This is a genomic window from Acetobacter nitrogenifigens DSM 23921 = NBRC 105050, from assembly GCF_000429165.1.
Classification (GTDB): Bacteria; Pseudomonadota; Alphaproteobacteria; order Acetobacterales; family Acetobacteraceae; genus Acetobacter; species Acetobacter nitrogenifigens.
Map to the genome: position 1 here is coordinate 175,575 of NZ_AUBI01000005.1, position 22,505 is coordinate 198,079.

20 protein-coding genes are annotated in these 22,505 nt (G+C 58.1%); 8 read left to right on the forward strand and 12 right to left on the reverse strand.

Translation table 11 applies throughout. The features are described 5' to 3' along the window. Window positions 1-175 precede the first annotated feature (175 nt). Complete coding sequence (locus G442_RS0109320) at window positions 176-1,042, reverse strand: aldo/keto reductase family oxidoreductase (protein ID WP_026397787.1); 867 nt, start codon at window positions 1,040-1,042, stop codon at window positions 176-178. 97 nt (window positions 1,043-1,139) lie between these two features. Between G442_RS0109320 and G442_RS0109325 the strand changes: the two genes are divergently transcribed. Beyond that, the gene (locus G442_RS0109325) at window positions 1,140-2,051 is read left to right on the forward strand and encodes a LysR family transcriptional regulator (protein WP_026397788.1); all 912 of its coding nucleotides are present in this window, start codon (window positions 1,140-1,142) and stop codon (window positions 2,049-2,051) included. 721 nt (window positions 2,052-2,772) lie between these two features. Here G442_RS0109325 and G442_RS0109330 read toward each other — a convergent pair. The 4 genes from G442_RS0109330 to G442_RS0109345 form a co-directional block, all read right to left on the reverse strand. Then, complete coding sequence (locus G442_RS0109330) at window positions 2,773-3,519, reverse strand: LrgB family protein (RefSeq protein ID WP_026397789.1); 747 nt, start codon at window positions 3,517-3,519, stop codon at window positions 2,773-2,775. Window positions 3,520-3,522: 3 nt separating this feature from the next. Then, entirely contained in the window at window positions 3,523-3,951 is a 429-nt protein-coding gene (locus G442_RS0109335) for a CidA/LrgA family protein (protein ID WP_026397790.1), read from the reverse strand. A gap of 200 nt (window positions 3,952-4,151) precedes the next feature. Further along, complete coding sequence (locus G442_RS0109340) at window positions 4,152-6,371, reverse strand: malate synthase G (protein ID WP_026397791.1); 2,220 nt, start codon at window positions 6,369-6,371, stop codon at window positions 4,152-4,154. A gap of 163 nt (window positions 6,372-6,534) precedes the next feature. Beyond that, on the reverse strand, window positions 6,535-6,912 hold the full coding sequence (locus tag G442_RS0109345) for a hypothetical protein (protein ID WP_026397792.1): 378 nt from the start codon (window positions 6,910-6,912) through the stop codon (window positions 6,535-6,537). Window positions 6,913-7,048: 136 nt separating this feature from the next. Between G442_RS0109345 and G442_RS0109350 the strand changes: the two genes are divergently transcribed. Continuing rightward, window positions 7,049-8,479 carry a helix-turn-helix domain-containing protein gene (locus G442_RS0109350; protein WP_026397793.1) on the forward strand — a complete coding sequence of 477 codons (1,431 nt, stop codon included), beginning with the start codon at window positions 7,049-7,051 and terminating at the stop codon, window positions 8,477-8,479. 101 nt (window positions 8,480-8,580) lie between these two features. On the opposite strand, the gene G442_RS0109355 is transcribed toward G442_RS0109350, so the two are convergent. Further along, window positions 8,581-9,477: a LysR family transcriptional regulator gene (locus G442_RS0109355; protein WP_026397794.1), complete on the reverse strand. Its 897-nt coding sequence runs from the start codon at window positions 9,475-9,477 to the stop codon at window positions 8,581-8,583. Between the two features lie 117 nt (window positions 9,478-9,594). On the opposite strand from G442_RS0109355, the gene G442_RS0109360 reads away from it, so the two are divergent. The 3 genes from G442_RS0109360 to G442_RS0109370 are packed head-to-tail and all read left to right on the forward strand — an operon-like array spanning window position 9,595 to window position 10,997. Next, window positions 9,595-9,990, forward strand: coding sequence for a (R)-mandelonitrile lyase (locus G442_RS0109360; RefSeq protein WP_026397795.1), 396 nt, complete (start codon window positions 9,595-9,597; stop codon window positions 9,988-9,990). A gap of 27 nt (window positions 9,991-10,017) precedes the next feature. After that, window positions 10,018-10,761, forward strand: coding sequence for an SDR family oxidoreductase (locus tag G442_RS0109365; protein ID WP_026397796.1), 744 nt, complete (start codon window positions 10,018-10,020; stop codon window positions 10,759-10,761). An 8-nt stretch (window positions 10,762-10,769) separates the two neighbouring features. After that, on the forward strand, window positions 10,770-10,997 hold the full coding sequence (locus G442_RS0109370) for a tautomerase family protein (RefSeq protein WP_026397797.1): 228 nt from the start codon (window positions 10,770-10,772) through the stop codon (window positions 10,995-10,997). 233 nt (window positions 10,998-11,230) lie between these two features. Here the strand turns inward: G442_RS0109370 and G442_RS0109375 are convergent, their stop codons facing one another. The 3 genes from G442_RS0109375 to G442_RS26160 form a co-directional block, all read right to left on the reverse strand. Then, complete coding sequence (locus G442_RS0109375) at window positions 11,231-12,889, reverse strand: carbohydrate porin (RefSeq protein ID WP_246789386.1); 1,659 nt, start codon at window positions 12,887-12,889, stop codon at window positions 11,231-11,233. Window positions 12,890-13,459: 570 nt separating this feature from the next. Beyond that, the gene (locus G442_RS23935) at window positions 13,460-14,242 is read right to left on the reverse strand and encodes a hypothetical protein (protein ID WP_051292144.1); all 783 of its coding nucleotides are present in this window, start codon (window positions 14,240-14,242) and stop codon (window positions 13,460-13,462) included. Then, window positions 14,239-14,457, reverse strand: a complete 219-nt coding sequence (locus G442_RS26160; protein ID WP_084440483.1) for a hypothetical protein — start codon at window positions 14,455-14,457, stop codon at window positions 14,239-14,241. Before G442_RS26160 ends, G442_RS23935 begins: the two co-directional genes overlap by 4 nt. Window positions 14,458-14,657: 200 nt before the next feature. On the opposite strand from G442_RS26160, the gene G442_RS0109390 reads away from it, so the two are divergent. Then, entirely contained in the window at window positions 14,658-15,104 is a 447-nt protein-coding gene (locus tag G442_RS0109390; RefSeq protein ID WP_246789387.1) for a hypothetical protein, read from the forward strand. 36 nt (window positions 15,105-15,140) lie between these two features. Here the strand turns inward: G442_RS0109390 and G442_RS21615 are convergent, their stop codons facing one another. Then, entirely contained in the window at window positions 15,141-17,024 is a 1,884-nt protein-coding gene (locus G442_RS21615) for a chloride channel protein (RefSeq protein ID WP_084440470.1), read from the reverse strand. Between the two features lie 287 nt (window positions 17,025-17,311). Between G442_RS21615 and G442_RS0109400 the strand changes: the two genes are divergently transcribed. Together G442_RS0109400 and G442_RS0109405 are read left to right on the forward strand one after the other, a co-directional pair. After that, entirely contained in the window at window positions 17,312-18,346 is a 1,035-nt protein-coding gene (locus G442_RS0109400) for an NAD(P)H-quinone oxidoreductase (protein WP_026397801.1), read from the forward strand. A gap of 5 nt (window positions 18,347-18,351) precedes the next feature. Beyond that, window positions 18,352-19,146: an alpha/beta fold hydrolase gene (locus tag G442_RS0109405; protein ID WP_026397802.1), complete on the forward strand. Its 795-nt coding sequence runs from the start codon at window positions 18,352-18,354 to the stop codon at window positions 19,144-19,146. A 300-nt stretch (window positions 19,147-19,446) separates the two neighbouring features. Here G442_RS0109405 and G442_RS24365 read toward each other — a convergent pair whose 3' ends face one another. Next, complete coding sequence (locus G442_RS24365; RefSeq protein WP_084440471.1) at window positions 19,447-20,667, reverse strand: GGDEF domain-containing protein; 1,221 nt, start codon at window positions 20,665-20,667, stop codon at window positions 19,447-19,449. Between the two features lie 356 nt (window positions 20,668-21,023). After that, complete coding sequence (gene lpdA / locus G442_RS0109415) at window positions 21,024-22,433, reverse strand: dihydrolipoyl dehydrogenase (protein WP_026397803.1); 1,410 nt, start codon at window positions 22,431-22,433, stop codon at window positions 21,024-21,026. Between the last annotated feature and the right edge of the window lie 72 nt (window positions 22,434-22,505).

Here is a 22,505-nt window from a genome sequence, read left to right on the forward strand (position 1 = left end):
CGTGAAGACCGGGTTTCCTGTCGTTTGCATAAACGACGAACGGAGCTGCATGCACGCCCATACCTGACGGTATGCGGCGTACCCTCGTTTTACACGCCGCATTCCAAAGCACTTGCAGCATACATGTGTCCCACGCTGCCCGGATGCCCGCGCACCACCAGCCCCCCCTGTGCGCTTACCCCGCAATACCTTCGAGAAAAGCAAAGGCGCTTTCGGGAAGAACGATAGACGCCGCTGCGAGATTCTCCCCCAGATGACCGGGCGACGATGTGCCGGGTATCAGCAGGAGGTTCGGCGCGCGCGCCAGAAGCCATGCGAGCGCGACCTGCATCGGCGTCGCGCCAAGCTGTTTCGCCACATCATGCAGCTTATCCGACTGAAGCGGGGAAAAGCCGCCCAATGGGAAGAACGGCACGTAGGCGATCCCCTGCCGCCCCAGCTCCGCAATAAGCGGCTCGTCCCCACGATGCACGAGATTGTAATGGTTCTGCACACACACCACTGGCGCGATTTTCTGCGCCTGAGCAACCTGGGCCGCCGTCGCGTTACTGAGGCCAAGATGCCGGATCAGTCCCTTTCTCTGCAGGTCAGCGAGAGTCGTGAATTGCTCTTCAATCGAACCCTCAGCAGGGCCATGAATGTCGAACATGAGCCGCATGTTCACGACGTCCAGCACGTCCACGCCAAGATTGCGCAGATTGTCGTGAACTGCATCGACCAGTTCCGCCGGACTCCGGGCGAGATTCCATGAAGCGTCGGAGCCCCGTTTGGCGCCGACTTTCGTGACGATCACGAGATCGTCCGGATAGGGTGACAGCGTTTCGCGAATCAATTGATTGACGACATGCGGGCCGTAGAAATCACTGGTGTCGATATGGTTGACGCCCGCTTCCAGCGCGGCACGCAGAACGGCTCGGGCAGTTTCGACATCCCTGGGCGGGCCGAACACACCCGGCCCCGCGAGTTGCATCGCCCCATACCCCATACGGAACACCGGGCGGTCGCCCAGCATAAATGTTCCAGAGTTTTTGATATCCGTCATTTTTGTCTCCAGACAAGAACGTGGAGAAAACTATGCTTTCTTTCCGATTGCTCGATAATACGGCATAACACGCACGGGCTGTACGGAAATCAGGACAATGACGACCGAACTTCAGGACTTGCAGGCGTTCGTGACAATCTGTCGGGCAGGAGGATTTCGTGAAGGCGCGCGCCAAAGCCGCCAGTCCGCTTCCTCCCTTAGCGAAGCCATCCGTCGCCTTGAAGACCGGTTAGGCCTGCGGTTACTGCACCGGACGACGCGCAGCGTAACGCCGACCGAGGCGGGCGGGCGCCTCCTTGAACGCCTGGCCCCGGCGTTGGGAGAGGTCGAAGCGGCGCTTGACGGACTCGGCAGCTTTCGGGATCGGCCGGCCGGGACCCTCAGGCTCAATGTTCCCGCCAGTGCGGCTCGCCTGATTTTGCCACAGATCATAACGCCCTTCCTGAAAACCTACCCTGACATCAAGCTTGAGATCATCGTCGAGGAAAGCTTCGTGGACGTGCTGGCGGCGGGATGCGACGCAGGCATTCGCTATGACGAGCGTTTGGAGCAGGACATGATCGCCGTGCCAATCGGCCCGCGCGCCCAACGCGTGGCGACGGCTGCGTCACCAGCCTATCTGGCGGAACGCGGACGCCCTGAACGCCCGAGCGACCTGCTCGGCCACGCATGCTTGCGCGGCCGTTTTCCGAGCGGCCACACTCCATTATGGGAATTCGAGAAAGACGGCGAAATCGTCACTATCGATCCGAAAGGACCTCTGCTCGTCCAGATCAGTGGCGGCGTTGACCTCGCTGTCGACGCCGCCGTGCGCGGGCTTGGCGTTATTCATTTTTTCGAAGACTGGCTACAACCATATTTCGACAACAAGACTCTGGCGCCCGTTCTCGAACCGTGGTGGCAGAGTTTCAGCGGCCCCTACCTCTACTACCCTGGACGGCGGCGCCTGCCTCCGCCTCTTCGCGCTTTTGTCGACTTCATTCGTACGGGTCCGTGCGGATCACGTTAACGCCCCCGTTACGAGGAATCGACAAATAACGTGGCGTCACGCCAACAAAGGCCGAGGTCCAATCGATATCGTCTTCGCGTCAATCCACACGCCTGGAGTCTCCGCATAATCTGAAAGAGAATACTGAAACAGTATCTTTCTTTCGACGGAAGACTTTATACCCGCCACTTTCCACCTGAGACCTCCTTCCTCATAAGCAACAGCACGAAGGTCAAAATGCCCACTATTTATAATCTCATCACCAGAGATTAATCGTACAAACATAAACCCCTTCCAAGGAGAGGGCAGGCAATAGTGAATCCATAACCAAAACGATATAAACGCCTTTGGATCATTAGAAGTGATATGCCCATGCAATGTGCCTATCAGGATATCTTTTCCGCTCTTCTCCGTTCGCACATCTTCGCAGCAAATAACGTTGCATTCTCGCAGCCTGATAAAATTTATCGACATCGATCACCGTTCAGGAGAACATAAGGACAATAACCTGAAGAAACCTCTCCCATAATAAATGCACATCAAGGACGGGTGTCAAAACCTTGGGGTTAGCGACCGACCTCCTCGCGTCTCAATCCACCCAAGCACCCGGCACGCACTTTGCCTTGCGGCAGATCATTCCCCCGACGATTTGAAACGGATGTCCGCCGCAAAAGCGTTTTCACAAGCCGGATGAGCGACCGGCTTTACAATTTTCTCGCTGCGTCGCGTATAAAACCAATGATTATCCCGGCAGGATGTACAGCAGCAAAGGCACGATGATCGCAGTCACCAACCCGTTCAACCCGATGCCCAGCGCCGCAAACGCCGCGCCAACCGGATCACGTTGCGCCACCTGCGCAGCGGCGATGCCGCTACCCGCTATCCCCGCAGCAAGCCCATGAGCGCGCCAGTCATGGATTCCAAGGCGACGTAGCGTCGTTTCTCCGATCATGGCCGCGATGATCCCGCCAAGGATAGCGAAGGCGGCGGTGAGTGCGGGCGTGCCGCCGATCTGCTGTGTGATGGCTATGGCTATGGGCGTTGTCACGGCTTTCGGCGCCATCGACAGCGCCACTTCATGGCTGCCTCCAAACGCGACGACCAGAAGAACGCCGCTGACCACAGACGTTACTGAACCAGCGAGCAGGGCCAACACCATCGCAGGCAGGCTTCGCGTCACCTGCCGGATGGAGTCCGCAAGCGGAATCGCCAACGCGACCGTCGCGGGACCGAGAAGAAAATGGATGATCCGAACACTGCGGAAATAGACGTCGTACGGAGTTTTCGTGATAAAAAGCGCCGTCGAAACGACAACTATCGCGAACAGCACCGGGTTTGCCCACGGCGCGCGTTTCAGACGGATCTGGATCCGCATGCCGACCACGAAGGCGACGATCGTCGCGCACAACCAGAACAGAGTCTCTGTGTCAGGAGATGGAATCGCCTGCGCGTAAACATTGTGAATGAATGCAAAAAACCTGTCCGCCATAAGTCAGAGCACCTGCCCGTCGGCATCGGAGACCCGCTCCGGCGCAGACGCATCATGCGTCGCCCGGTGCATGACGAAGGCCGTCACCAGCAGCCCCAGCACCGTCGAGCCAAACAGGGACGCTACTATCGGCACTGCGTTGACGCCCAGAACCGGAAGTTCGGTGACCAGACCGACCCCCGCAGGAACAAATAGCAAGCCAAGACAGGCAATCAGAGACCGCGCCAGCGCCGAAAGCGCTGGCGACGCAGCCGGAGCGTCAGCGGCAACCTCACCGTCTGGAGCGTTCTTCTGCCTCGCCTTGCGCCAGAGCAGCATCCCTGCAAGCAGAAACATCCCGATCACCGGTCCCGGTATCGGAAGAGCCAACGCACGCTGCGCGACGACGCCCAGAAACTGAAACAGGAGGAGGGTAAGAAAGGCTTCCGGCATGGACCATTTCACGGCTGACGTTGGCGTCCCGAGACCCGCTATGCGGCGCTCGACTGGCCCCACAGCCGAGCGATCACGACGGAAGCCAATGAAGTGACGAAGGGGCCTCCAGCACTGTCGCGCGACAGAGTCGCCAAGGCAATCGGAGAGGCCCCGCCTGGCCCCGACCAGCCGGAGCGATCAATCTGCGGCCGTCAGGTTTAACCTGCGGCGAACCCGACATCCTCGCGAGAAGTGGCCTCCAGAGCGTCACGACGTTTCGCCTCCCGGCGGCGGCGGTGCAGAATCGCCTCCGTGTATCCATTCGGCTGCTCCGCTCCGCGAAACACGAGGTCTTTCGCCGCCATAAACGCAGGCCCCTCGGCATTCGCCGTCAGCGGGCGATAGCCGGGTTCGCCCTCATTCTGCTGGTCGACGATGCGAGCCATGCGTGTGAATGCGCTGTCAACCTGCTCCTGCGAGACGACGCCGTGCATCAGCCAGTTTGCAACGTGCTGCGCGGAGATACGAAGCGTTGCGCGATCTTCCATAAGCCCGACATTGTTCATGTCCGGCACCTTGGAGCATCCGACGCCCAGATCCACCCAGCGCACCACGTAGCCCAAAATGCTCTGCAGGTTCGTATCGAGTTCGTGTGCGATCTCCATCTCGGACCACGACCGGCCTCCCGCCAGCGGCAGAGTCAGAAGCTCGGACAGCGGCGCAGCGGGCGCGTGCCGCAATTCGCGTTGCGCGGCGGCGACGTCGACCTCGTGGTAGTGCAGCGCATGTAATGTGGCGGCTGTCGGCGACGGCACCCAGGCGGTGCATGCGCCGGCGCGGAGCTGCGCGCCCTTTTGTTCAAGCATATCCTCCATGCGATCAGGCATGGCCCACATGCCCTTGCCGATCTGCCCGTGGCCGTCAGGACCGACGGTCAGGCCGCTTTTGATGCCGATCGCGACATTGCGCTGCTCATACGCCTTGATCCAGGCGGTGGTTTTCATGTCTCCTTTGCGGACGACGGGGCCTGCCTTCATGCAGGTGTGGATCTCATCGCCCGTCCGGTCGAGGAAGCCTGTGTTGATGAAGACAACCCGTTCGCGCGCGGCGTGCAGGCACGCTGCGAGATTGACGCTGGTGCGACGCTCCTCATCCATCACGCCCATTTTGATCGTGTTGCGCGGCAGCGACAGCATGTCTTCTATCGCGGCGAACACGCCATCGGACAACGCGACTTCCTGCGAACCGTGCATCTTTGGGCGCACAATGTAGATCGACCCGGCGCGACTGTTGCGCGTCGCGCGCTCACTGCGAAGATCGTGCAGGCCGATCAAAGCCAGCACAGCGGCGTCGATCACGCCTTCCGGCGCCTCGTCCAGTCCTGAATCCAGAACCGCGTCGGTGGTCATATGGTGTCCGACCGTGCGGGCGAGCAGCAGGCTACGACCCGGCAGCGTGAACGGCGCGCCGTCCGTGCCGATATAGGTGCGATCAGCAGCAAGTCTGCGCGTCACGACCTTGTCGCCGCGCGGCACGTCCGCGGTCAGTTCACCGCGCATCAGACCGAGCCAGTTGCGATAGACGTGAACCTTGTCCTCAGCGTCGACAGCGGAAACACTGTCCTCACAATCCATGATTGTCGTGAGAGCGGACTCCAGAATCACATCCGCGACGCCAGCCTTGTCCGTTTTGCCAACAGCCGAGGTTCGGTCGAAGCGCAGTTCTATGTGCAGCCCGTGATTGCGCAGCAACACAGCGGTCGGTTCGCCCGCCTCCCCTGCGAATCCCGCGAACTGGGTGGGGCTCCGCAGCCCCGTGGTGCGACCGCATTCGAGCTTCGCGTGCAGTTCGCCATGACGGACATAATAGCTCGTCACATCCACATGGCTTCCGAACAGAAGAGGCGTCGTCTCATCGAGAAACAGGCGCACGCGCTGCACAACTGCGCGGCCACGCAGTTCGTTATAGGCCTTGCCAGGAGTCAGCGGCGCTGACTGCGACAGCGCGTCGGTTCCATAGAACGCATCATACAGGCTGCCCCACCGCGCATTTGCGGCGTTCAGCGCGTAACGGGCGTTATTCACAGGCACGACGAGCTGCGGTCCGGCCACCCGCCCGATTTCATCATCGAGACTGTCTGTCGACACCGTAAAATCGTTGGGCTCGCGCTCGATATACCCTATCTCGCGCAGAAATCCGATCTGACTGTCGGCCTCGGCGTTAGGGTTCTCCCCCAGGAACGCATCGATTTTGTCCTGCAATTGATCCCTGGCATCGAGAGCCTCCCTGATTTTAGGCCCGAAGGTCTCGACCAAACCAGCCAACCCGCTCCAGAACTCCGCCGCCGAAACGTCGGTTCCTGGCAGGACTTCGGTGTTGATGAAGGCGTGGAGCCCCTGGTCCACGCTAATCGAACCGATCTCGATACGGGTCGTCATGTCAGATTCTCCCACTGACAGCGCTGGTTTCGTGCGCCGGAATTCAAAAAGCCATTGAAACGGTTACCGACCGACCCCGCTGGGATCGGCCGGACCGGGATGCAAAGACACAAATTTCACCCCCCACCGCGTTACACGGAACGCAAGCAGGGAGGGCGCTCCGTTAGTCCGGAGTCTTGTCCTTTCCGGATGCAGCCTTCCTGCGAAGTCGACCGCTTCCGATGGAGCCATGCATGACGGATGTCCAAGACGTTCCGCCGCTGGCGATTGTGGCGACCGCGTCAAGTGGGCCATCATGGATTCTGCGCATGCAGTGCATCGTTATGCCGTCCATGACGCCGCCGCCTATTCCTGCCCGCCACGTGGCCGGATCGCCAGCCCGCGACCTTCCACGTAACGGTTTCGGCAAGCGCGACGCGCCTGCCTGCGCAAAAGTTCGTCCAACCTCAAGGAAGCCTGCGACTCCAAGCGCGTTGCCTGCGGCATGGCCGACGCCTTGCCCCAGATCATCCGCCCAGACCTTGCCACTCTGGATCGACATGACAGCCGCTCCCCATTGATCGTTCGTGACGTCAGTTAGGATGAACGCGGCGAATACTTCCAGATAGAAAGGTCATTTGGTCCGTGAATGTTGTAAACATCTTTACAAACAACCCTGAACATTTGTAAATCAACCCATGAGCAGCAGTCCCGGAACACGCATCGGTCGCATCGTGCGACGCCTTCGTCTCGAAAGAGGATTATCCCAGCAGGCGCTCGCCGCACGCCTGGGCATCTCCGCCAGCTACCTGAACCTTATCGAGCACGACCAGCGTTCCGTAACCGCGTCGCTGCTTATCAAGTTCACCCGCGCGCTCGACGTCAACATCGAAACCCTTTCGGGAACAGAGGAACAGAAGGTCGAGAACCTTCTGCGCGAAGCCCTGTCAGATCCGGAACTGGGCACCGATCTGGAAGGCTCCGCCCACGAGATCACGACCCTGGCGGCGCAGCCGACAGTCGCACGTGCGGTGTTGACTCTACATCAGGCGTTTCGCGCCGCGCGACACGATGCGGAGTCGATCTCACTGCCCGGGGGGCGGCGCGTCATTCTTCCTCAAGACGAAGTTCGCCGGATCTACGACGAACGGATGAATTATTTTCCCGAACTGGAAGCCGTGGCGGAGGCCGTTCGCGCCGACATGGCCCGTGAACTTGGCTTCTCTGCGGGAGAAGCGTTACCCCAGGCGGAAACTAACCACGCCATAGCGACCAGACTGCGCCAACGCCACGGCGTCATCGTCCGCGTCCTTCCCGTAGACGACGTGCTGCGCCGATACGACCCCTCTTCACGCGTCCTGATCCTTTCCGACCTCGTCCCCCGCGAGAGCCGCGGGTTTCACCTCGCCTTCCAGATGATGCTGTTCGAAGCGCGTGAAGCGATCGAGAGCGTCATAAAGGATGCAGCGCCAAGCTCCGAGGAGGCCCGAACCTTCCTGCACATTGGCCTTGCAAACTACGCTGCTGGCGCGTTGCTGATGCCATACACAGCGTATCTGAATGCTGCGGTCTCCCTCCGTTACGACCTCGACATCCTTACGGTGCGTTTTGGCGTTTCGTTCCAACAGGCGGCGCAAAGACTGGCCAGCCTGCAGCGGCCAGGCGCACGCGGCGTACCGCTCTTTTTTGCGCGCCTCGACCCCGCAGGCAACATCACGAAAAGCTTCTCCTCATGCGGCTTTCCTATGCCTCGGCAAGGCAACCCCTGCCCTCAATGGAATGCCTGCACGGCCTTTTCGACGCCTGGAGAAATTCAGGTTCAGATCGGCTCCTTCACCAATGGCATGAGCTACCTGTCCGTAGCGCGCACCATCTCCAGCGGCGTATCCCGTTGGGGCGAACCCAGGCCGAGGCAGACCGTCGCCATCGGCTGCGATGTCTCCCGCGCCAAGGAACTGGTCTATGGAGAGCGCCTCAATCTGGAGGCTAAAGCGACGCCAATCGGCATCTCCTGCCATCTTTGCGACTGGGTGGATTGCCGTTCCCGCGCCTTCCCGCCCCTCGCGCACAGGTTGACGCCGGACGTCAACCAGCGAGCCGCGCTGCCTTTTCCATTTGAGGAAAAATAGAGGCATACAAGACGATCGCCTTCGCGACCTGAGGGCAGACCTGCAATTTCATTTCCGAAAACACAAAAACTCTCTGATCAACTCCAATATTTTATCTGCAGTCAGGTGCGATAGCGCATAGTTTCGACAAACGCTGCGAAAGCGGGAGAGTGTAGTTTTCGACTGGGATAATAGAGATGGTAGCCCTCATAGTCGGGGCACCAGTCCGATAACGCTTCCATAAGTCTGCCATCGTCCAGATAAGGCTTGGCCAGAATATAAGGAACGTATCCGAGGCCCAGCCCATCCAGGGCGCCTTGCAAGACCAGCATAGCGTTACTGAAAGTAGCCTGCCCGGAAACACGCAATGCGAAATCTTCGCCTTCGGGACTACGAAATTCCCATCTAAGGTTTCCTCCAGCAGTCGCCATCCGCATGTTAATGCAGTTGTGGCTCCCAAGCTCTTGTGGTGTTTCTGGCGCAGAGCGTCCTTCAAAATATGTCGGGGCTCCGACGACGCAGAAACGCCAGTCAGGACCGATACGCGTAGCAACCATGTCGCGTTCTATGGATTCACCTATGCGCACGCCAGCGTCGAAACGCTCGGCAACAATATCGACGAACGCATAACTCATGCTGATTTCAACACTTATGTCGGGATACTGCCGAAGAAATTCAGCCAGCCTTGGACGAAATATGAGCTCAATCGCCACATCGTCGCAGGTGATCCGAATGACGCCTGCCGGCTTATCGCGAAGCGACGTAATTGAATCGAGTTCGGCCGACACCTGCTCAAACAACGGTCCCAGTCGCCGCATCAACCGTTCACCAGCGTCAGTGGTGGCCACATTTCTTGTCGTGCGAGAGAGTAGCCTAAGCCCGAGTTTTTCCTCTAAACCTCTGACGGTATGGCTCAGGGCCGAGGGCGTAACGCCTAATTCGGCGGCAGCTCGCGTGAAGCTCCTCTCCCTGGCGACGGTCAAAAAGGCAGTGATTTCGTTTATATGATCGCGTGGCATTGCTGAGCTTATTTCAATGATTCGTAAACCTTATCGGCCCTAATCACGGACCACAAGCTGCGCGTATTTTCCTGTCCACAAGCCGTTTCATCCGCATGAGACAGACAGGAGGACAAGATGGAAATTTTCCGCGCCGGGCATAAGCCTTCAATGAAAGGTCCGACCGACTGGTTTACGGGTACCGTCCGCGTTGATCCCCTTTTCAATCCCGCAGCCCCGGATCGAGTGCAGGGAGCAACCGTCACTTTCGAGCCCGGCGCGCGTACCGCGTGGCACACGCACCCGCTCGGCCAGACCATCGTCGTCACGTCGGGCATCGGGCGCGTGCAGCGCTGGGGCGGCGCTCTCGAAGAGATTCGTCCGGGCGACGTCGTGTTCTTCGCGCCCGGAGAAAAACATTGGCACGGCGCCGCGCCTGCCACAGCCATGACCCATATCGCCATTCAGGAAGTCGAGAATGGCAAGGTCGTCGACTGGCTGGAGCAGGTTTCGGACCAGCAATACGGCGCCTGACAAGACAATTTTCGCGAGATAAAAAACATGATTGAAAACAAGGTCGTCGTAATTACGGGAGCGTCTTCGGGCATTGGCGAAGCAAGCGCCCGCCTCCTGGCGCGTCAGGGGGCGAAAGTCGTGCTCGGCGCCCGGAGAGAAGATCGCCTCAAGGCTATAGCCGAATCTATCAAAGCCGAAGGCGGCGTGGCCGCCTACGCCGCCATGGACGTGACCAAGCAGACTGACAACGACGCGTTAATTCGCCTCGCTGAAGAGAAGTTTGGCCGTGTCGACGTCATCTTCCTCAATGCGGGCCTGATGCCCACGTCGCCGGTTTCAGCCTTGAAAACGGACGAGTGGAACGCATGCGTCGATATCAACATAAAGGGGGTGTTAAACGGCGTCGCAGCTTCCATGCCCCTCTTTCTGGCGCAGAAATCGGGGCACGTCATTGCAGTTTCGTCTGTCGCAGGCCTCAAAGCCTATCCGGGTAGCGCTATCTATGGAGGCGCCAAATGGTTCGTTCGCGATTTCATGGAAGTACTTCGCATGGAATCAGCCATGGAAGGTTCCAACATCCGCACATCGACCATCTACCCGGCAGCGATCAATACGGAACTGCTGGGCGGCATCTCTGACCCAACCGCGGCCGCAGCGATGAAAAGTCTTTACAGCCAGTACGCCATCTCTGCCGAACGGGTTGCAAGTGTGGTTTCGTTTGCGATCGACGCGCCTGAAGACACCAACATAAACGAATTTACGATCGGTCCGACCAGCCAACCCTGGTGAGGTGATTTATGCCGCATATCATTGTGAAACTGTGGCCCGGACAATCCGAGCAAAAGAAGCTGCGGCTCGTCGAAGCCATAACGGAAAATGTGACCACCATCCTTGGTTACGGAAATGACGCGGTGTCAGTCAGCTTCGAAGAGGTTCAGCCCCCTGATTGGCGCGATCAGGTTTACCGGCCTGACATCGTTCAGAAGGCAGGCAATCTCTACAAAAAACCTGGCTACTCCATGTAGCCGGGTTTCAGAACATCATAGCGCCCTCTTTTGCAAGGGCCTGAAACAGCCTGCCATCGAGCCGCTTAGGACCAATTGCCGATTACGAGCCAAGCCATTCCTTAAACCTTGCCGACGTCTTGCGCCGCTCACCAGATAACGGTCAGCGGCGTTAAAAGACCCTGTACCACCGTCTGATGCACGTGACGGAACAGAGCCGACTCCGCCCGTCCGGCGCTACGTGCCAAAACAAGTTATAGAATTCCGATGACTTTCACGCCCAACACTGCCGCGTTCGGAATACGGCTTGTGCCGCCAGGTCGAAAAACATATTCGAATTCTGGCTGAACCAGCAAGCCATGCATGGCGTCAATGCCGTAGTTCACCTCGATCACCGATGTCGTTTTTTGCGGCCCCGCGACGGTGGCGCCCAGACTGAATCCTGCATCCTCACGAATACGCTGGCCGGCCTCCAGCCTCGGGCTGACTCGATAATAGTTGTATAGTACGCCGAGGCGATCGTGATTTCGTCCCGGGATCAACCCGGCGAACGACGCTCCTGCCCACGCTTCATCCGAATAAATCGAGTTACGGGGCGTGTTGTGGACATACCCGGCCAGAACATAGGCGCCGTCCATCTGCGTCACGCCACCGCTGCGATAAATCATCTGGTCAAACAGCACCCAGACCGAATCTCTTTGCGATGTCCGCGCGAACACACCATTCGCCTTCGCCAGAGCGGGCGAAAGTTTCCCGATGTTATCGGCATAGATCGAGGTGTCGTGCATATAGCCGACCTTGTAATGCCCGACGAGTTTTTTCGAACCGAAAAACGGTTGCCACGTGAATTCGACGGGGAACGCCGCACCGGTAGTCTCTTCGCCAGCCCACGCCCAACCGCTGATGTCGCTTGCGGTCGGGCGCACCTGATACGCGCCGAATTGAAGAACTGTATCGCGCGTCGGACGCATCCGAATACGCGCGCCCCATGACGCTTTCGGATAGACACTGAGACCCGCGTCGAGCTTCAATGCAACCGGAGCAGAGCAGAGCAGCATGAAGGTGCAGATCAGCGGAGACGTCGCAAAATCGGTGCTAAGCGGCATGCGGCCAAAAATAATATCTACCCGATTGTTCAGGAACCGTTTTTCGGCGTAGAGAAACCCAAGATGCGCCACCGAATTTCCTGAAAGACCGTATATCTCTCCATAATTTATGTAATAATCGCCGAGCTTTTGCTTGCCGACAGAACGTCCTGCGCGCTCCAGGATCAGGCCATGTACGGACCAGCCATCGAGGCCCAGCATTTTCTTTAAATCGAGGTCCACACGAAAATTGACCTCGTGTATATACTCCATGCCACGTTCTTTACCGCCGCTGGCGACGCCAAGCGCCTCGGCCTTGTAAGACATCTGAAATCCGACGCCGTAATTGCCCAATCTCTGCCTGAATCCGTTCAAAGACGGCAACAGATGCTGGGTCGTCGGAGACGGCGCGAAATACTGGTCTTCCAGCAACGTATTGCGGTGCGCATCCCATTGCGGCGGAAAAAATCCCGAAAAAACTTCGGGAGAAAACATGGGAGCCACTTCAATTTTATTCGGCGGTTGCCCCGGCGTGGTCGACGGAATCGTAATGATCCGCGTGACGCGCTCTCCGGATAATGTTCGTGCCGGGCTGGCTGGATCATGATCGACAGGGCCGGTAGCCCATGAGGTGTGAGCATGCACGGCAAGGTCCGTGCTTCGACCTGCGACGGGGACTGCCCCCTGCGCCTCTGCGGCTCCTGCGAATAGCCCCATCGCAGCTACGACGGTTTGGATAAAACGCGGACGTGCGAGAACACTGCGATCCGGCTGCTGGCTCGCCGGATACGGATCTCCAGCGGCGAGGACACCGATTTCCGTTTTCATTTCTGGCCTTGCGCCCATTTTTTGGGCTTGTTGCTTGTTAACTATTTTTCCGCATACGTCAGATAAAGTTTCATCTCAATTGCGTGATTGCGTTGAACATCCATCCACATTACGTATATGTAATGGCGTCACAGCCGCCCCACTTATAAAGTCAAAAATCTGAAATACTTTGACGTAAATATGACAAATATAGAAAAATTTACTTCCTTAAAAATAAACCGTTTTGACTCTCTTACCCGCTGGCGATTGAACAGACCCAAAACCATCTCTTCAGGCGCCGGAAGGTGAACTTCCTGCAGATGGATCATAAGCAGCTGCTTCCCCCCCGCTCGAAAATCTATTTCCAGGGCCTCATTGACCGCGTTCGTTCCGTGCAAGGCGCACACGAAGCCAACGACCGCGCATAATGATCGCCCCATCTGGAACGGGAAGCTTTACTGTCTGCTTGCAGCTTCAAGACTTACCCTCAAAAAAATCGAGCGATTTACCCGCTCCACCCGCGCGGCGGATACAACTCTGTTTTTAATAACCGTCATTCAATCGTGCGACGCCGTATGATCGGGTAAATCTCTACAATGTAGCAGCGACAATTCGATGCAATACCAGTCGCTGCGACAGATCGATAGTTTCCGAGACGTCTCCGATCAGCGAAACGACCGTTGCCTCATCGGCGCTCAATATCTGAATCCTTACAATCCGCGGAACGACGCCCTCGCCATGTAAAAGCGCGCGATCTCCCGAGTGCAAAGCGGCGTCGGGCGCGATGACGAGTAAGCTGCTGTCGCGAAATACCGGCTCATAATCTACCGTGTTCAGGCGCACTGCGTAATCGTGGGGGCCGCAACCAGTGATCGGCGCAGCGATCTCACCCCATGGAGAGGCAGACGCGTCAAGCCGACGACGCGCCACGACACTCCCACGAGGCCGCCCTGCAGGCAGAAACGCGCGATCAAAAAGTCCTGTGACCGCGAGATGCGAGAACGACGTCGCGCGCAGCAAGGCGTATTCCGGCAACGCGGTCTGCGCGCCTGGCTTGACGTTTCCTCGCGCCGCACCTTGCTCCATTGCTTCGGCGAACCTCGCCAAGGAGATCTCCGCGATATCGAGCAAGCGAAACACCGTATCCATCCGCAACCAGCGTCGGCGGCCATCAGGGGCAAAACGCTTTGACGGATTCAACGCAGTGGCGTCCAGCCCAGCGGCCTTCGCCAGGCCAGACACGCTCAGTCCACATTCAGCCGCCGCCAGATCAAGCAGCTCCCAGAACGCCTCCCAGCGTATGTCTTCCGCCGCCTGCGGGATCTCGTCTCTCTCGCATTCTCCGGCGCTGCTCCCGAGCCGCCGTTCGGTCATGAAGCGAGTTTCAGAATTTCGGACCGGCGCCGGGCCTCGCCCTCAGGCGTGACATGAAATCGTCCATCCGCGTCTGTGCACGCGAATCCGAGTCCCTCAAGGCGCTCAAGACAAGGCTGGTCCCTCAGACCAGTCGGCCTCCCCAGAGAACCGGAGAGGCAGAGCCGATGCAGCGCCGATCGGCAACAGGTTTCAAGGTAAGGTTCGTCCCACATGCCCGGAACATCCGAAATCATACGGCGATAGGCAACTGGCAATCTCGCCGCGCCAACTTCCGGATGAGGGTCGTCTCAAAATTAAATATAAATTACAACAAAACATGTCAAACTTGGCGCGGAAATAGCAGTTGATAGTGTAAAACCGTCAGCAGACCCTCCGGCGTGGAGCCGTCGCGGAAGGAAGGGAGCCACTCTCCGTGCTTTCAAAAACATCTCTCAAATCTGTTCACCCTGGAGCGGTCGCCGCTCTGGCGCTGGGCCTCGCCACGCTCGCCGCCTGCGCCTCCCCTCAGGAAATCGTCTCTTCCAAGGAGGACCACCTTTCGGCCGCAGGATTCATCGACCAGCCTGCGAACACGCCTGAGCGACAGGCGATGCTGCGCTCGTTACCGAGCCACCGGTTCGTTCGCCGCGCCAAAGGCGATTCCGTGTTTTACGTCTATGCCGATCCGACCGTCTGCGCCTGCCTGTATGTTGGCAGCCAGGACGCCTACGGGCGTTATCGCCAGTTCCAGCAACAGCAAAATCTGGCCGATGAGCAGGCGATGTCGGCGCAGGAATACAACGACGCCAGTTGGAACTGGGGCGCATGGGGACCTGGATTTGGTCCGGGGTTCATGTATGGCCCCGGCTTCGGCTGGTGACGACGACCAGGCGCCCGTCATGCCTGACGGGTGCCGTCAGACGTCCCCGGCGATATCCCGCCAGGCCCGCTCAAGCTCCTTCGCGAAGCGCCTGAGCACGTAACGCTCGGTCAGAAGGCCAACAATCTCTCCTCCACACGGCCCGCCCAACACCACGAGCGCTGGCGCGCGGATGCGTTCAAAGGTCGCAAGCGCATCGCGAACAGGCTCATGCGGTCTGAGCACGACGCCCGGATCTGTAAGCAAAAGCCCCAGCAACTCGCTTTCCGGCAGGCCGATCGCGTTGTAGGCGTCCGCTGCGACAAGCCCCGCATATTTTCCGAGTTCGTCCGTGACGACGACATGTCGGGGCTGAAGCCCCTCAAAACGTCGGCGCGCTTCGCCAACAGACGCGGTCATGGCGATAACCGGCGGGACTTTCTGCATGACGTGTTCGACGGTCAGACTGCGCACCCGCCCCACGTCCACGGCGGAGCGGATGCTCTCGCCCCGCAGATGAAACCGCCAGGTGGCGAATGAATAACCAAACCAGCGCCGGGTTGCGAAAGATGACGTCAGCGCCGAGATCAGCACGGCGACGGTCAAGGGAAAGCTACCGGTCGTCTCCAGAGCCAGAAAGATCATCGTCATCGGACCACCGATGACGGCCACTGCCAACGCGCACATCCCCGCCATTGCACAGACCTGCACCGACACCGGATCGATCCCGATCAGGGCCAGGACGTCGCCATACATCGCGCCGTTCAGCACGCCCAGATAAAGCGACGCGAAAAACAGCCCGCCGCGAAACCCCGAACCTATGGACACCGCCGACGCCAGAGCTTTCAGAAGAAACAGCCACGACGCTCGCCCAAGCGTCAGGCTCTCCATCAATCCGGCTCGCATGGCCATGTGACCGGACGACAGCACCGTTGGCGATAACAGCGCCAATCCACCAATGACCGCGCCGCCCAGCGCGGGGCGGCTCCAGACGGGCAAACGGGTCCGGTTGAACCCGCTCTCGATCAGCGTAACCACACGCATCAACGCAATGCCAGACAGCGCGCAGAACGCGCCCAGACCGGCGACGGGCAGGCAATCGCGCAGCCGCAGCGCCGACGGCGGCGCTAAATGTAGTGGAGGAATGACGCTGCACGCGACCGTCGCAACGCCTGTCGCGCATATCGACGCAAGCGCCACAGGAGCGAGATTGGCCATCGTGTAGCTGCCGATCACCAATTCGAACGCATAAAATGCGCCAGCCAGCGGCGCGTCGAATGCGGCGCCTATGGCGCCAGCCGCACCGCACCCGACCAGCAGCCGCATATCCGCCCGATGCACACGTAAAAAGCATCCCAGCCGCGCGCCCGCTGCAGAAGCCAGTTGGGTGAAACCGGCTTCCAGCCCGATCGAGGCGCCCGCGCCATTGGAGATAATTGTCTGGATCGCGATCAGCACACTCTGTCGAAGCGACATCCTGCCGCCATGAAGCGCGTTCGCTTCGATGGGATCGACCGGGCGCAGCGGCAGGCTCCGCCTGATCGCCATGCCGAACAGCCCGAGACCCAACCCGCCGACCGCCGGGACAAGGCAACGCCATGGCGCCAGCGCCGTCAACCCGGATAAGCGTCCTCCCGGCGCCCCGAACAGCACGACGTGCGCCAGCAACGTCGCATGTGTCATCGCCGCGACGACCAACCCGGCCAACGCCCCGACCACCGCCGAGAGAGCAAGCAACCAAAGGGAATCGACGCGCACCAGACATCGAATATTGCGGAGCGTACGGGCGCCGGGGACGAAGTAAACACCAAGCGTACGCTGCGCCGCGCCTGAGCGTCGGCCAGGACGACCGGCCGAAGGCCCGATCGAACTCTGGCAGCTCTCTTCCTCATGCAGAAGGGCCGTCGCGTCGCCTGCCTCTGTTCCAACCTTCGCGGCCATACCCGCTGCTTCCCCGCACTGCATTCGCGGGCCATCTCAATTGGAGTTCGTAATGATGGCCTCCGCCCGGCTCCTCGCCGCGCACGCCACCCCTCACATACACTCTCGTTCTGACGGACGCACCTTGTTGTTGATCCTGAACGGGTTAGCGTCCCGGCGAATGTACAATGACGCTCCGTTTATGTGACGTGACATATGCTCCCGGAGAGGCACAATCGCATCTTCGCCCAAACGAGAGCTCCGGGTTTTCGACGATTCCTTACCGCTGACCGGCAGGACGCCTGATCATGACAGCCACTCCCACCATCCCCCCGACCATGCAAGCCATCGTGCTCGACCAACCCGGCGGCCCGGAAGTCCTGGATCTCGGAGACGAGCCTGTTCCGACGCCTCGCCCCGGCGAAGTGCTGGTGCGCGTGTTCGCCAGCGGCGTGAACCGACCGGACGTCATGCAACGTCAGGGCATTTATCCGCCTCCGCCGGGAGCCAGTCCCCTGCTCGGCCTCGAAATCGCAGGCGAAGTCGTAGCGCTCGGACCGACTGCGGACGATGCCCCGCCCCCGACGCTTGCCATCGGCGACCGCGTCTGCGCCCTGGCCAATGGCGGTGGCTATGCCGATTACTGCGCCGTTCCGACCGGTCAGTGCCTGCCCTGGCCCAAAGGGTTCGACGCAGTGCAGGCCGCTGCCCTGCCAGAAACGTTCTTTACGGTCTGGACAAACCTGTTCATCACAGCAGGGCTTCGCTCTGGAGAGCGCGTTCTGATCCATGGCGGCTCCAGCGGCATCGGCACCACAGCGATACAAATGGCGCGCGCTTTCGGCGCGGAGGTCTACGCTACGGCTGGCAGCGCTGAAAAATGCGCCGTGTGCGAAACGCTCGGAGCCAAGGCGATCAATTACCGCAACGAAGACTTCGTTGAACGCATCGGCGCACTGACGGGTGGAAAGGGCGTGAACGTCATTCTCGACATTGTCGGCGGCTCGTATCTCGATCGCAACCTGCGCTGCCTGTCAGAAGAGGGACGGATCGTAATCATCGCCCTTCAGGGCGGAGCAAAGGCGTCGGAGGTCGGGCTCGCCCGCTTGATGACAAAGCGCCTTACCATCACCGGCACGACGCTTCGCCCCAGAGATTCGGCGTTCAAGGCGCGCGTAGCGCAGGAATTACTGAAAAACGTCTGGCCCAAACTTGACGCGGGCGAAATCGCACCGCTGATACATGCGACATTCCCGCTCGCTCAGGCGGCGGCGGCGCACAGGATGATAGAAGACGGAGCACATTCCGGAAAAATCGTCCTGCTGCATGAAACGGAGTCCTGAGAACCATGCTGCTTGACGTCATCGAACGGAAACCTGAATCAGGCGACGGCTTGTCTAAGCCTCCGGTCGTATTTCTGCACGGGTTGTTTGGGCGCGCCAGAAATTTCGGCTTTTTTCAACGACGAATAGGGGAATTCAAACGAACTCTGGCGCTCGACCTGCGCAACCACGGCGACAGCCCCCACGGCCCCGCAAATTATCCCACGATGGCCGAAGACGTCTTCGAGACGCTGACGGCGCATGACGCAGTGCCCGCCGTGATAGTCGGACACTCGATGGGTGGCAAAACGGCCATGATGTTGGCGCTTCGCCATCCAGCGGCCGTCGAGCGCCTGCTTGTGGCGGATATCGCCCCAGGCGCAGGCGGCTTTCAACAGAGCCACACGCTGGCTGCGGATCTGGCTGCCCTGCCCTTTCCCGCATCGTTGAACCGGGCCGAAGCAGACACGCTTCTGTCCCGTGTCATTCCGGAAGCCGATGTGCGAAATCTTATGCTTCAGAATCTCCGTTTGGGTGAAAACCCGGGATGGACGATCGGGATACATGAGATCGCGTCAGCCATGCCCGAGATCGTCGGATGGCCATCCATACCGGAGGAGACGACCTTCACGGGACAGACGCTTTTTGTCGCTGGCGGCAGATCCCGTTATATACAGCCGACGAATTACCCTGAAATGAAGCACCTTTTCCCGCATTATCGTCTGGAAACCATTCCAGAGGCAGGGCATTGGCTTCACGCTGAAAAACCAATAGAGTTTTTAAGTATTCTTGAAAATTTCCTGAACGCACCCTCTCCCTAACGCTTCATGTATTCCAAAATCGGAGCCCCTACCGTTCGAGCTATATACCTCCGCCGCGTTGCCCCCCTTGTCCGTTCAAACCGGGTCGGGCGGTAGCGGCGCAGCACTTGGCACGGGGCGTCAAGTCCCGCGCAATGCTCCTTCCAGGGGTGTTCCGATGAGGCTTGTGTAGCCACTTTTCAGCGATCTACGCAGATCGGTTCGTGTCGGTAAAAACATAGCGTATTCAAATAGCCCCTACGTGAACAAAGAATATAAGCAGAGGGAAGCGGCTGTCGTCTTTGCACGCGGTTTCACGGTCTAGGACACGACCCTGCGCAGGCAGCTTTCGCTCTTCCGAGAGAGAAAGCCCTCAACATTTTCATCAATTACATGAATTTTTACGTTGTTTCGGCCAGCACGTTTTGCTTCATACAAAGCGCTGTCGGCTTCTGTGTACAAACGCTTGATATCACTCGACAGAGCGCCCGGCGTCAGCCCTATACTCACTGTCGCCCGAAGTCTTCCTGACATATTGTCGCGACAGTGGGTTTCAAAATTTTTGCGAATTTTTTCGCAGATTCCGTAGGCTTCAGGGATAGTGACACCGTACATCAAAATCGAAAACTCTTCTCCGCCGAACCTCGCAGCGATCCACCTGTCGTATAGAGTATCACGCACGACGCAGCCGAACGCCGCAATAACCGCGTCGCCGACGCCATGGCCAAATGTGTCGTTAATCCGCTTAAAATGGTCCAGATCCGCTATCACTAGCGCGATTGGTTCATCCTTGTCTCTCTCCGCGTCTCTCAATGTCTGCAAAGCGTGATCAAACCCGTGTCGATTCAGAAGACCAGATAACTTATCGGTATTCGCCTCTCGCCGAAGTTCCATCATCTGATCAACTGCGATGGCAATAAGAAGATTAAGCGCCACTGCAACTGAAATCATAATTTGGGCAAAAATAGTTGTTGCCCAGTATAGAGATTCATGAAATGCAGAAAAATTGTCCGAAAACAGCACACTCAAAAGAACTGGGCGAATAAAATAGTTTGCTGAAACCAGGAAACACAAAGAGAACAATATATTATCTATGACATGCCTTCTTTGAGCTTTACTCATCTTGAAAGCCGTCAATAAAGAAACAGAGCCTAACGCAAAGTTCACGTCGTAAAGCCTGCAAGGCAAACAATTATCAACAAATGACACCATAGAATAAGAAGAAACCATCAACGTAAATATCAGAGAATATAAAAAAAATGGTATTCCAACTTCGTATCGAATTATTATAGACGCCGACATAAGTACAGATGAAAGAAGAAATCCTATATTTGCCACGAAAGACAGAACGCGATACTCTGGGCCAATCAATTCTGCCAAAACAAATGCCGCCGTCATTACGGCGTAGCAATATGCTGCCAATTTGGGGTATAGCTGTGAGCGGTTATGTCTCCACAAGAGGCCGAATGCTACGGCGAGCAGGAGACTTACGCCAGGATTCAAAAGTGAGGCGAAGAAATGTGCCCCAAGGCTAGGTGGCATGGCCGGACTGTGCTCCTGCAGAACAAGCCCTAGACACACGCTTCATGCCCAAAGCGCAAGGCCGAAAGCGGCACGGAATGTCAATACGTTACAAATTCAAATCTAAAAATTCCAAATTTATATAATAAGCAAATAATATGAACTTTGATGCGATAAGATTTTATTTTCGATTATCGTGAAAATAAATACGAACAGATAGATAACAGAAAGAAGTCGGTGCAACCTGATTCTGCTGCATTTTGTCTGAATAAAATTACACGCTCAAATCGAAAAAAGCTCAATATAAAAAAGCGGCGCATCGTAATGCGCCGCCCCAAAATCCATAAAAAAACAAAGCGAATGTCACCACCAGAACATTAAAAATGAAGCGCTCCGTCGTAGGCCGCCAACACCGCCTCGTGCATGGATTCTGAAATGGTCGGATGCGGGAACACCGTTTCCTTCAACTCCGCTTCCGTCAACTCTCCACTCCGAGCAATCACGTAGCCCTGAATCATCTCGGTGACTTCCGCTCCGATCATGTGAGCGCCGAGAAGTTCACCCGTCTTCGCGTCGAACACAGTCTTCACCAGCCCGTCGACTTCGCCCATGGCGATCGCCTTGCCGTTACCGATGAATGGGAAGCGGCCGACCCGGACCTCATAGCCCGCCGCCTTAGCCTTTGCTTCCGTGTAACCCACTGAAGCGATCTGCGGCCGGCAATATGTGCAGCCAGGAATTTTCGTGGCGTCAATCGGGTGAACATGGCGACCGGCAATCGCTTCCACACACATCACCGCCTCATGGCTGGCCTTGTGCGCAAGCCATGGCGCACCCGCGACGTCACCGATGGCGTACACGCCCGGCTCGCCAGTCCGGCACAATTCGTCGGTGACGATGTGTGTTTTCTCGACCACGATCCGGGTGCCGTCAACGCCGATATTCTCGACATTGCCGACAATTCCAACAGCCGAGATCACGCGATCGAAGGTCAGGCTATGCGTCTTGCCGCCCGCTTCGATATCGACGCTGACTTCCGAAGCGCCCTTCTTCAAAGGCCCAACCTTGGCGCTCGTGAGAACCTTCATTCCCTGTTTTTCGAAAGCCGTGCGCGCCAGCTTGCTAATCTCTTCATCCTCGACAGGGAGAATGCGATCAGCAACCTCGACCAGCGTCACCTCGGAGCCCATGTTGCGGTAAAACGACGCGAATTCCGTGCCGATCGCACCTGAGCCGATAACCAGCAATCGCTTCGGCAACTCATCCGGCACCAGAGCCTCACGATATGACCAGACGAACTTGCCGTCGGGCTCCAGTCCCGGCAGCGCGCGCGCGCGCGCGCCCGTCGCAAGAATTACGTTGGTCGCCGTCAGAACGGCTTTCGCGCCGTCCTTCAACGTTACTTCAATTTTGCGCTTTTTACCAGAAACGCCTGAAAGCTTTGCAAACCCGTCGAAAACGGGAACCTTCGCTTTCTTCAACAGATGAGCCACGCCTCCAGAGAGCTGCTTCGACACAGCACGAGAGCGCGCGACGACCTTTTGGAAGTCAAAGCGAGGATTGTCCGCGGCGAACCCGAATTGCCCAAGGTCATGCAGCAGGTGGTTGATTTCTGAAGCGCGTAGCAGCGCTTTCGTCGGGATACAGCCCCAGTTAAGGCAAATGCCCCCGAGGTGATTGGCCTCCACAACGGCGACCGACAGTTTCAGTTGCGCCGCGCGAAGGGCCGCGACGTAACCGCCGGGGCCGCCGCCGATGACGACAAGATCGAACTCGGTGGTGCTCATGCCTGTTTCCTGGCTGCTTCTTGAGAAAACGGGATCGGTTGATATCCCTGCCCCGGGCGTCGCTTACAGCAC

What these genes read in the sequence shown, in the direction of transcription:
- G442_RS21615 (WP_084440470.1), bottom strand. Translation starts at nt 17,024, where the DNA reads ATGGCCGCGAAGGTTGGAACAGAGGCAGGCGACGCGACGGCCCTTCTG.
- G442_RS0109370 (WP_026397797.1), top strand. Translation starts at nt 10,770, where the DNA reads ATGCCGCATATCATTGTGAAACTGTGGCCCGGACAATCCGAGCAAAAG.
- G442_RS0109345 (WP_026397792.1), bottom strand. Translation starts at nt 6,912, where the DNA reads ATGTCGATCCAGAGTGGCAAGGTCTGGGCGGATGATCTGGGGCAAGGC.
- G442_RS0109360 (WP_026397795.1), top strand. Translation starts at nt 9,595, where the DNA reads ATGGAAATTTTCCGCGCCGGGCATAAGCCTTCAATGAAAGGTCCGACC.
- G442_RS0109320 (WP_026397787.1), bottom strand. Translation starts at nt 1,042, where the DNA reads ATGACGGATATCAAAAACTCTGGAACATTTATGCTGGGCGACCGCCCG.
- G442_RS0109400 (WP_026397801.1), top strand. Translation starts at nt 17,312, where the DNA reads ATGACAGCCACTCCCACCATCCCCCCGACCATGCAAGCCATCGTGCTC.
- G442_RS0109335 (WP_026397790.1), bottom strand. Translation starts at nt 3,951, where the DNA reads ATGCCGGAAGCCTTTCTTACCCTCCTCCTGTTTCAGTTTCTGGGCGTC.
- G442_RS0109330 (WP_026397789.1), bottom strand. Translation starts at nt 3,519, where the DNA reads ATGGCGGACAGGTTTTTTGCATTCATTCACAATGTTTACGCGCAGGCG.
- G442_RS26160 (WP_084440483.1), bottom strand. Translation starts at nt 14,457, where the DNA reads ATGTGGGACGAACCTTACCTTGAAACCTGTTGCCGATCGGCGCTGCAT.
- G442_RS23935 (WP_051292144.1), bottom strand. Translation starts at nt 14,242, where the DNA reads ATGACCGAACGGCGGCTCGGGAGCAGCGCCGGAGAATGCGAGAGAGAC.
- G442_RS0109405 (WP_026397802.1), top strand. Translation starts at nt 18,352, where the DNA reads ATGCTGCTTGACGTCATCGAACGGAAACCTGAATCAGGCGACGGCTTG.
- G442_RS0109340 (WP_026397791.1), bottom strand. Translation starts at nt 6,371, where the DNA reads ATGACGACCCGTATCGAGATCGGTTCGATTAGCGTGGACCAGGGGCTC.
- G442_RS0109355 (WP_026397794.1), bottom strand. Translation starts at nt 9,477, where the DNA reads ATGCCACGCGATCATATAAACGAAATCACTGCCTTTTTGACCGTCGCC.
- lpdA (WP_026397803.1), bottom strand. Translation starts at nt 22,433, where the DNA reads ATGAGCACCACCGAGTTCGATCTTGTCGTCATCGGCGGCGGCCCCGGC.
- G442_RS0109375 (WP_246789386.1), bottom strand. Translation starts at nt 12,889, where the DNA reads ATGAAAACGGAAATCGGTGTCCTCGCCGCTGGAGATCCGTATCCGGCG.
- G442_RS0109350 (WP_026397793.1), top strand. Translation starts at nt 7,049, where the DNA reads ATGAGCAGCAGTCCCGGAACACGCATCGGTCGCATCGTGCGACGCCTT.
- G442_RS0109325 (WP_026397788.1), top strand. Translation starts at nt 1,140, where the DNA reads ATGACGACCGAACTTCAGGACTTGCAGGCGTTCGTGACAATCTGTCGG.
- G442_RS0109365 (WP_026397796.1), top strand. Translation starts at nt 10,018, where the DNA reads ATGATTGAAAACAAGGTCGTCGTAATTACGGGAGCGTCTTCGGGCATT.
- G442_RS24365 (WP_084440471.1), bottom strand. Translation starts at nt 20,667, where the DNA reads ATGCCACCTAGCCTTGGGGCACATTTCTTCGCCTCACTTTTGAATCCT.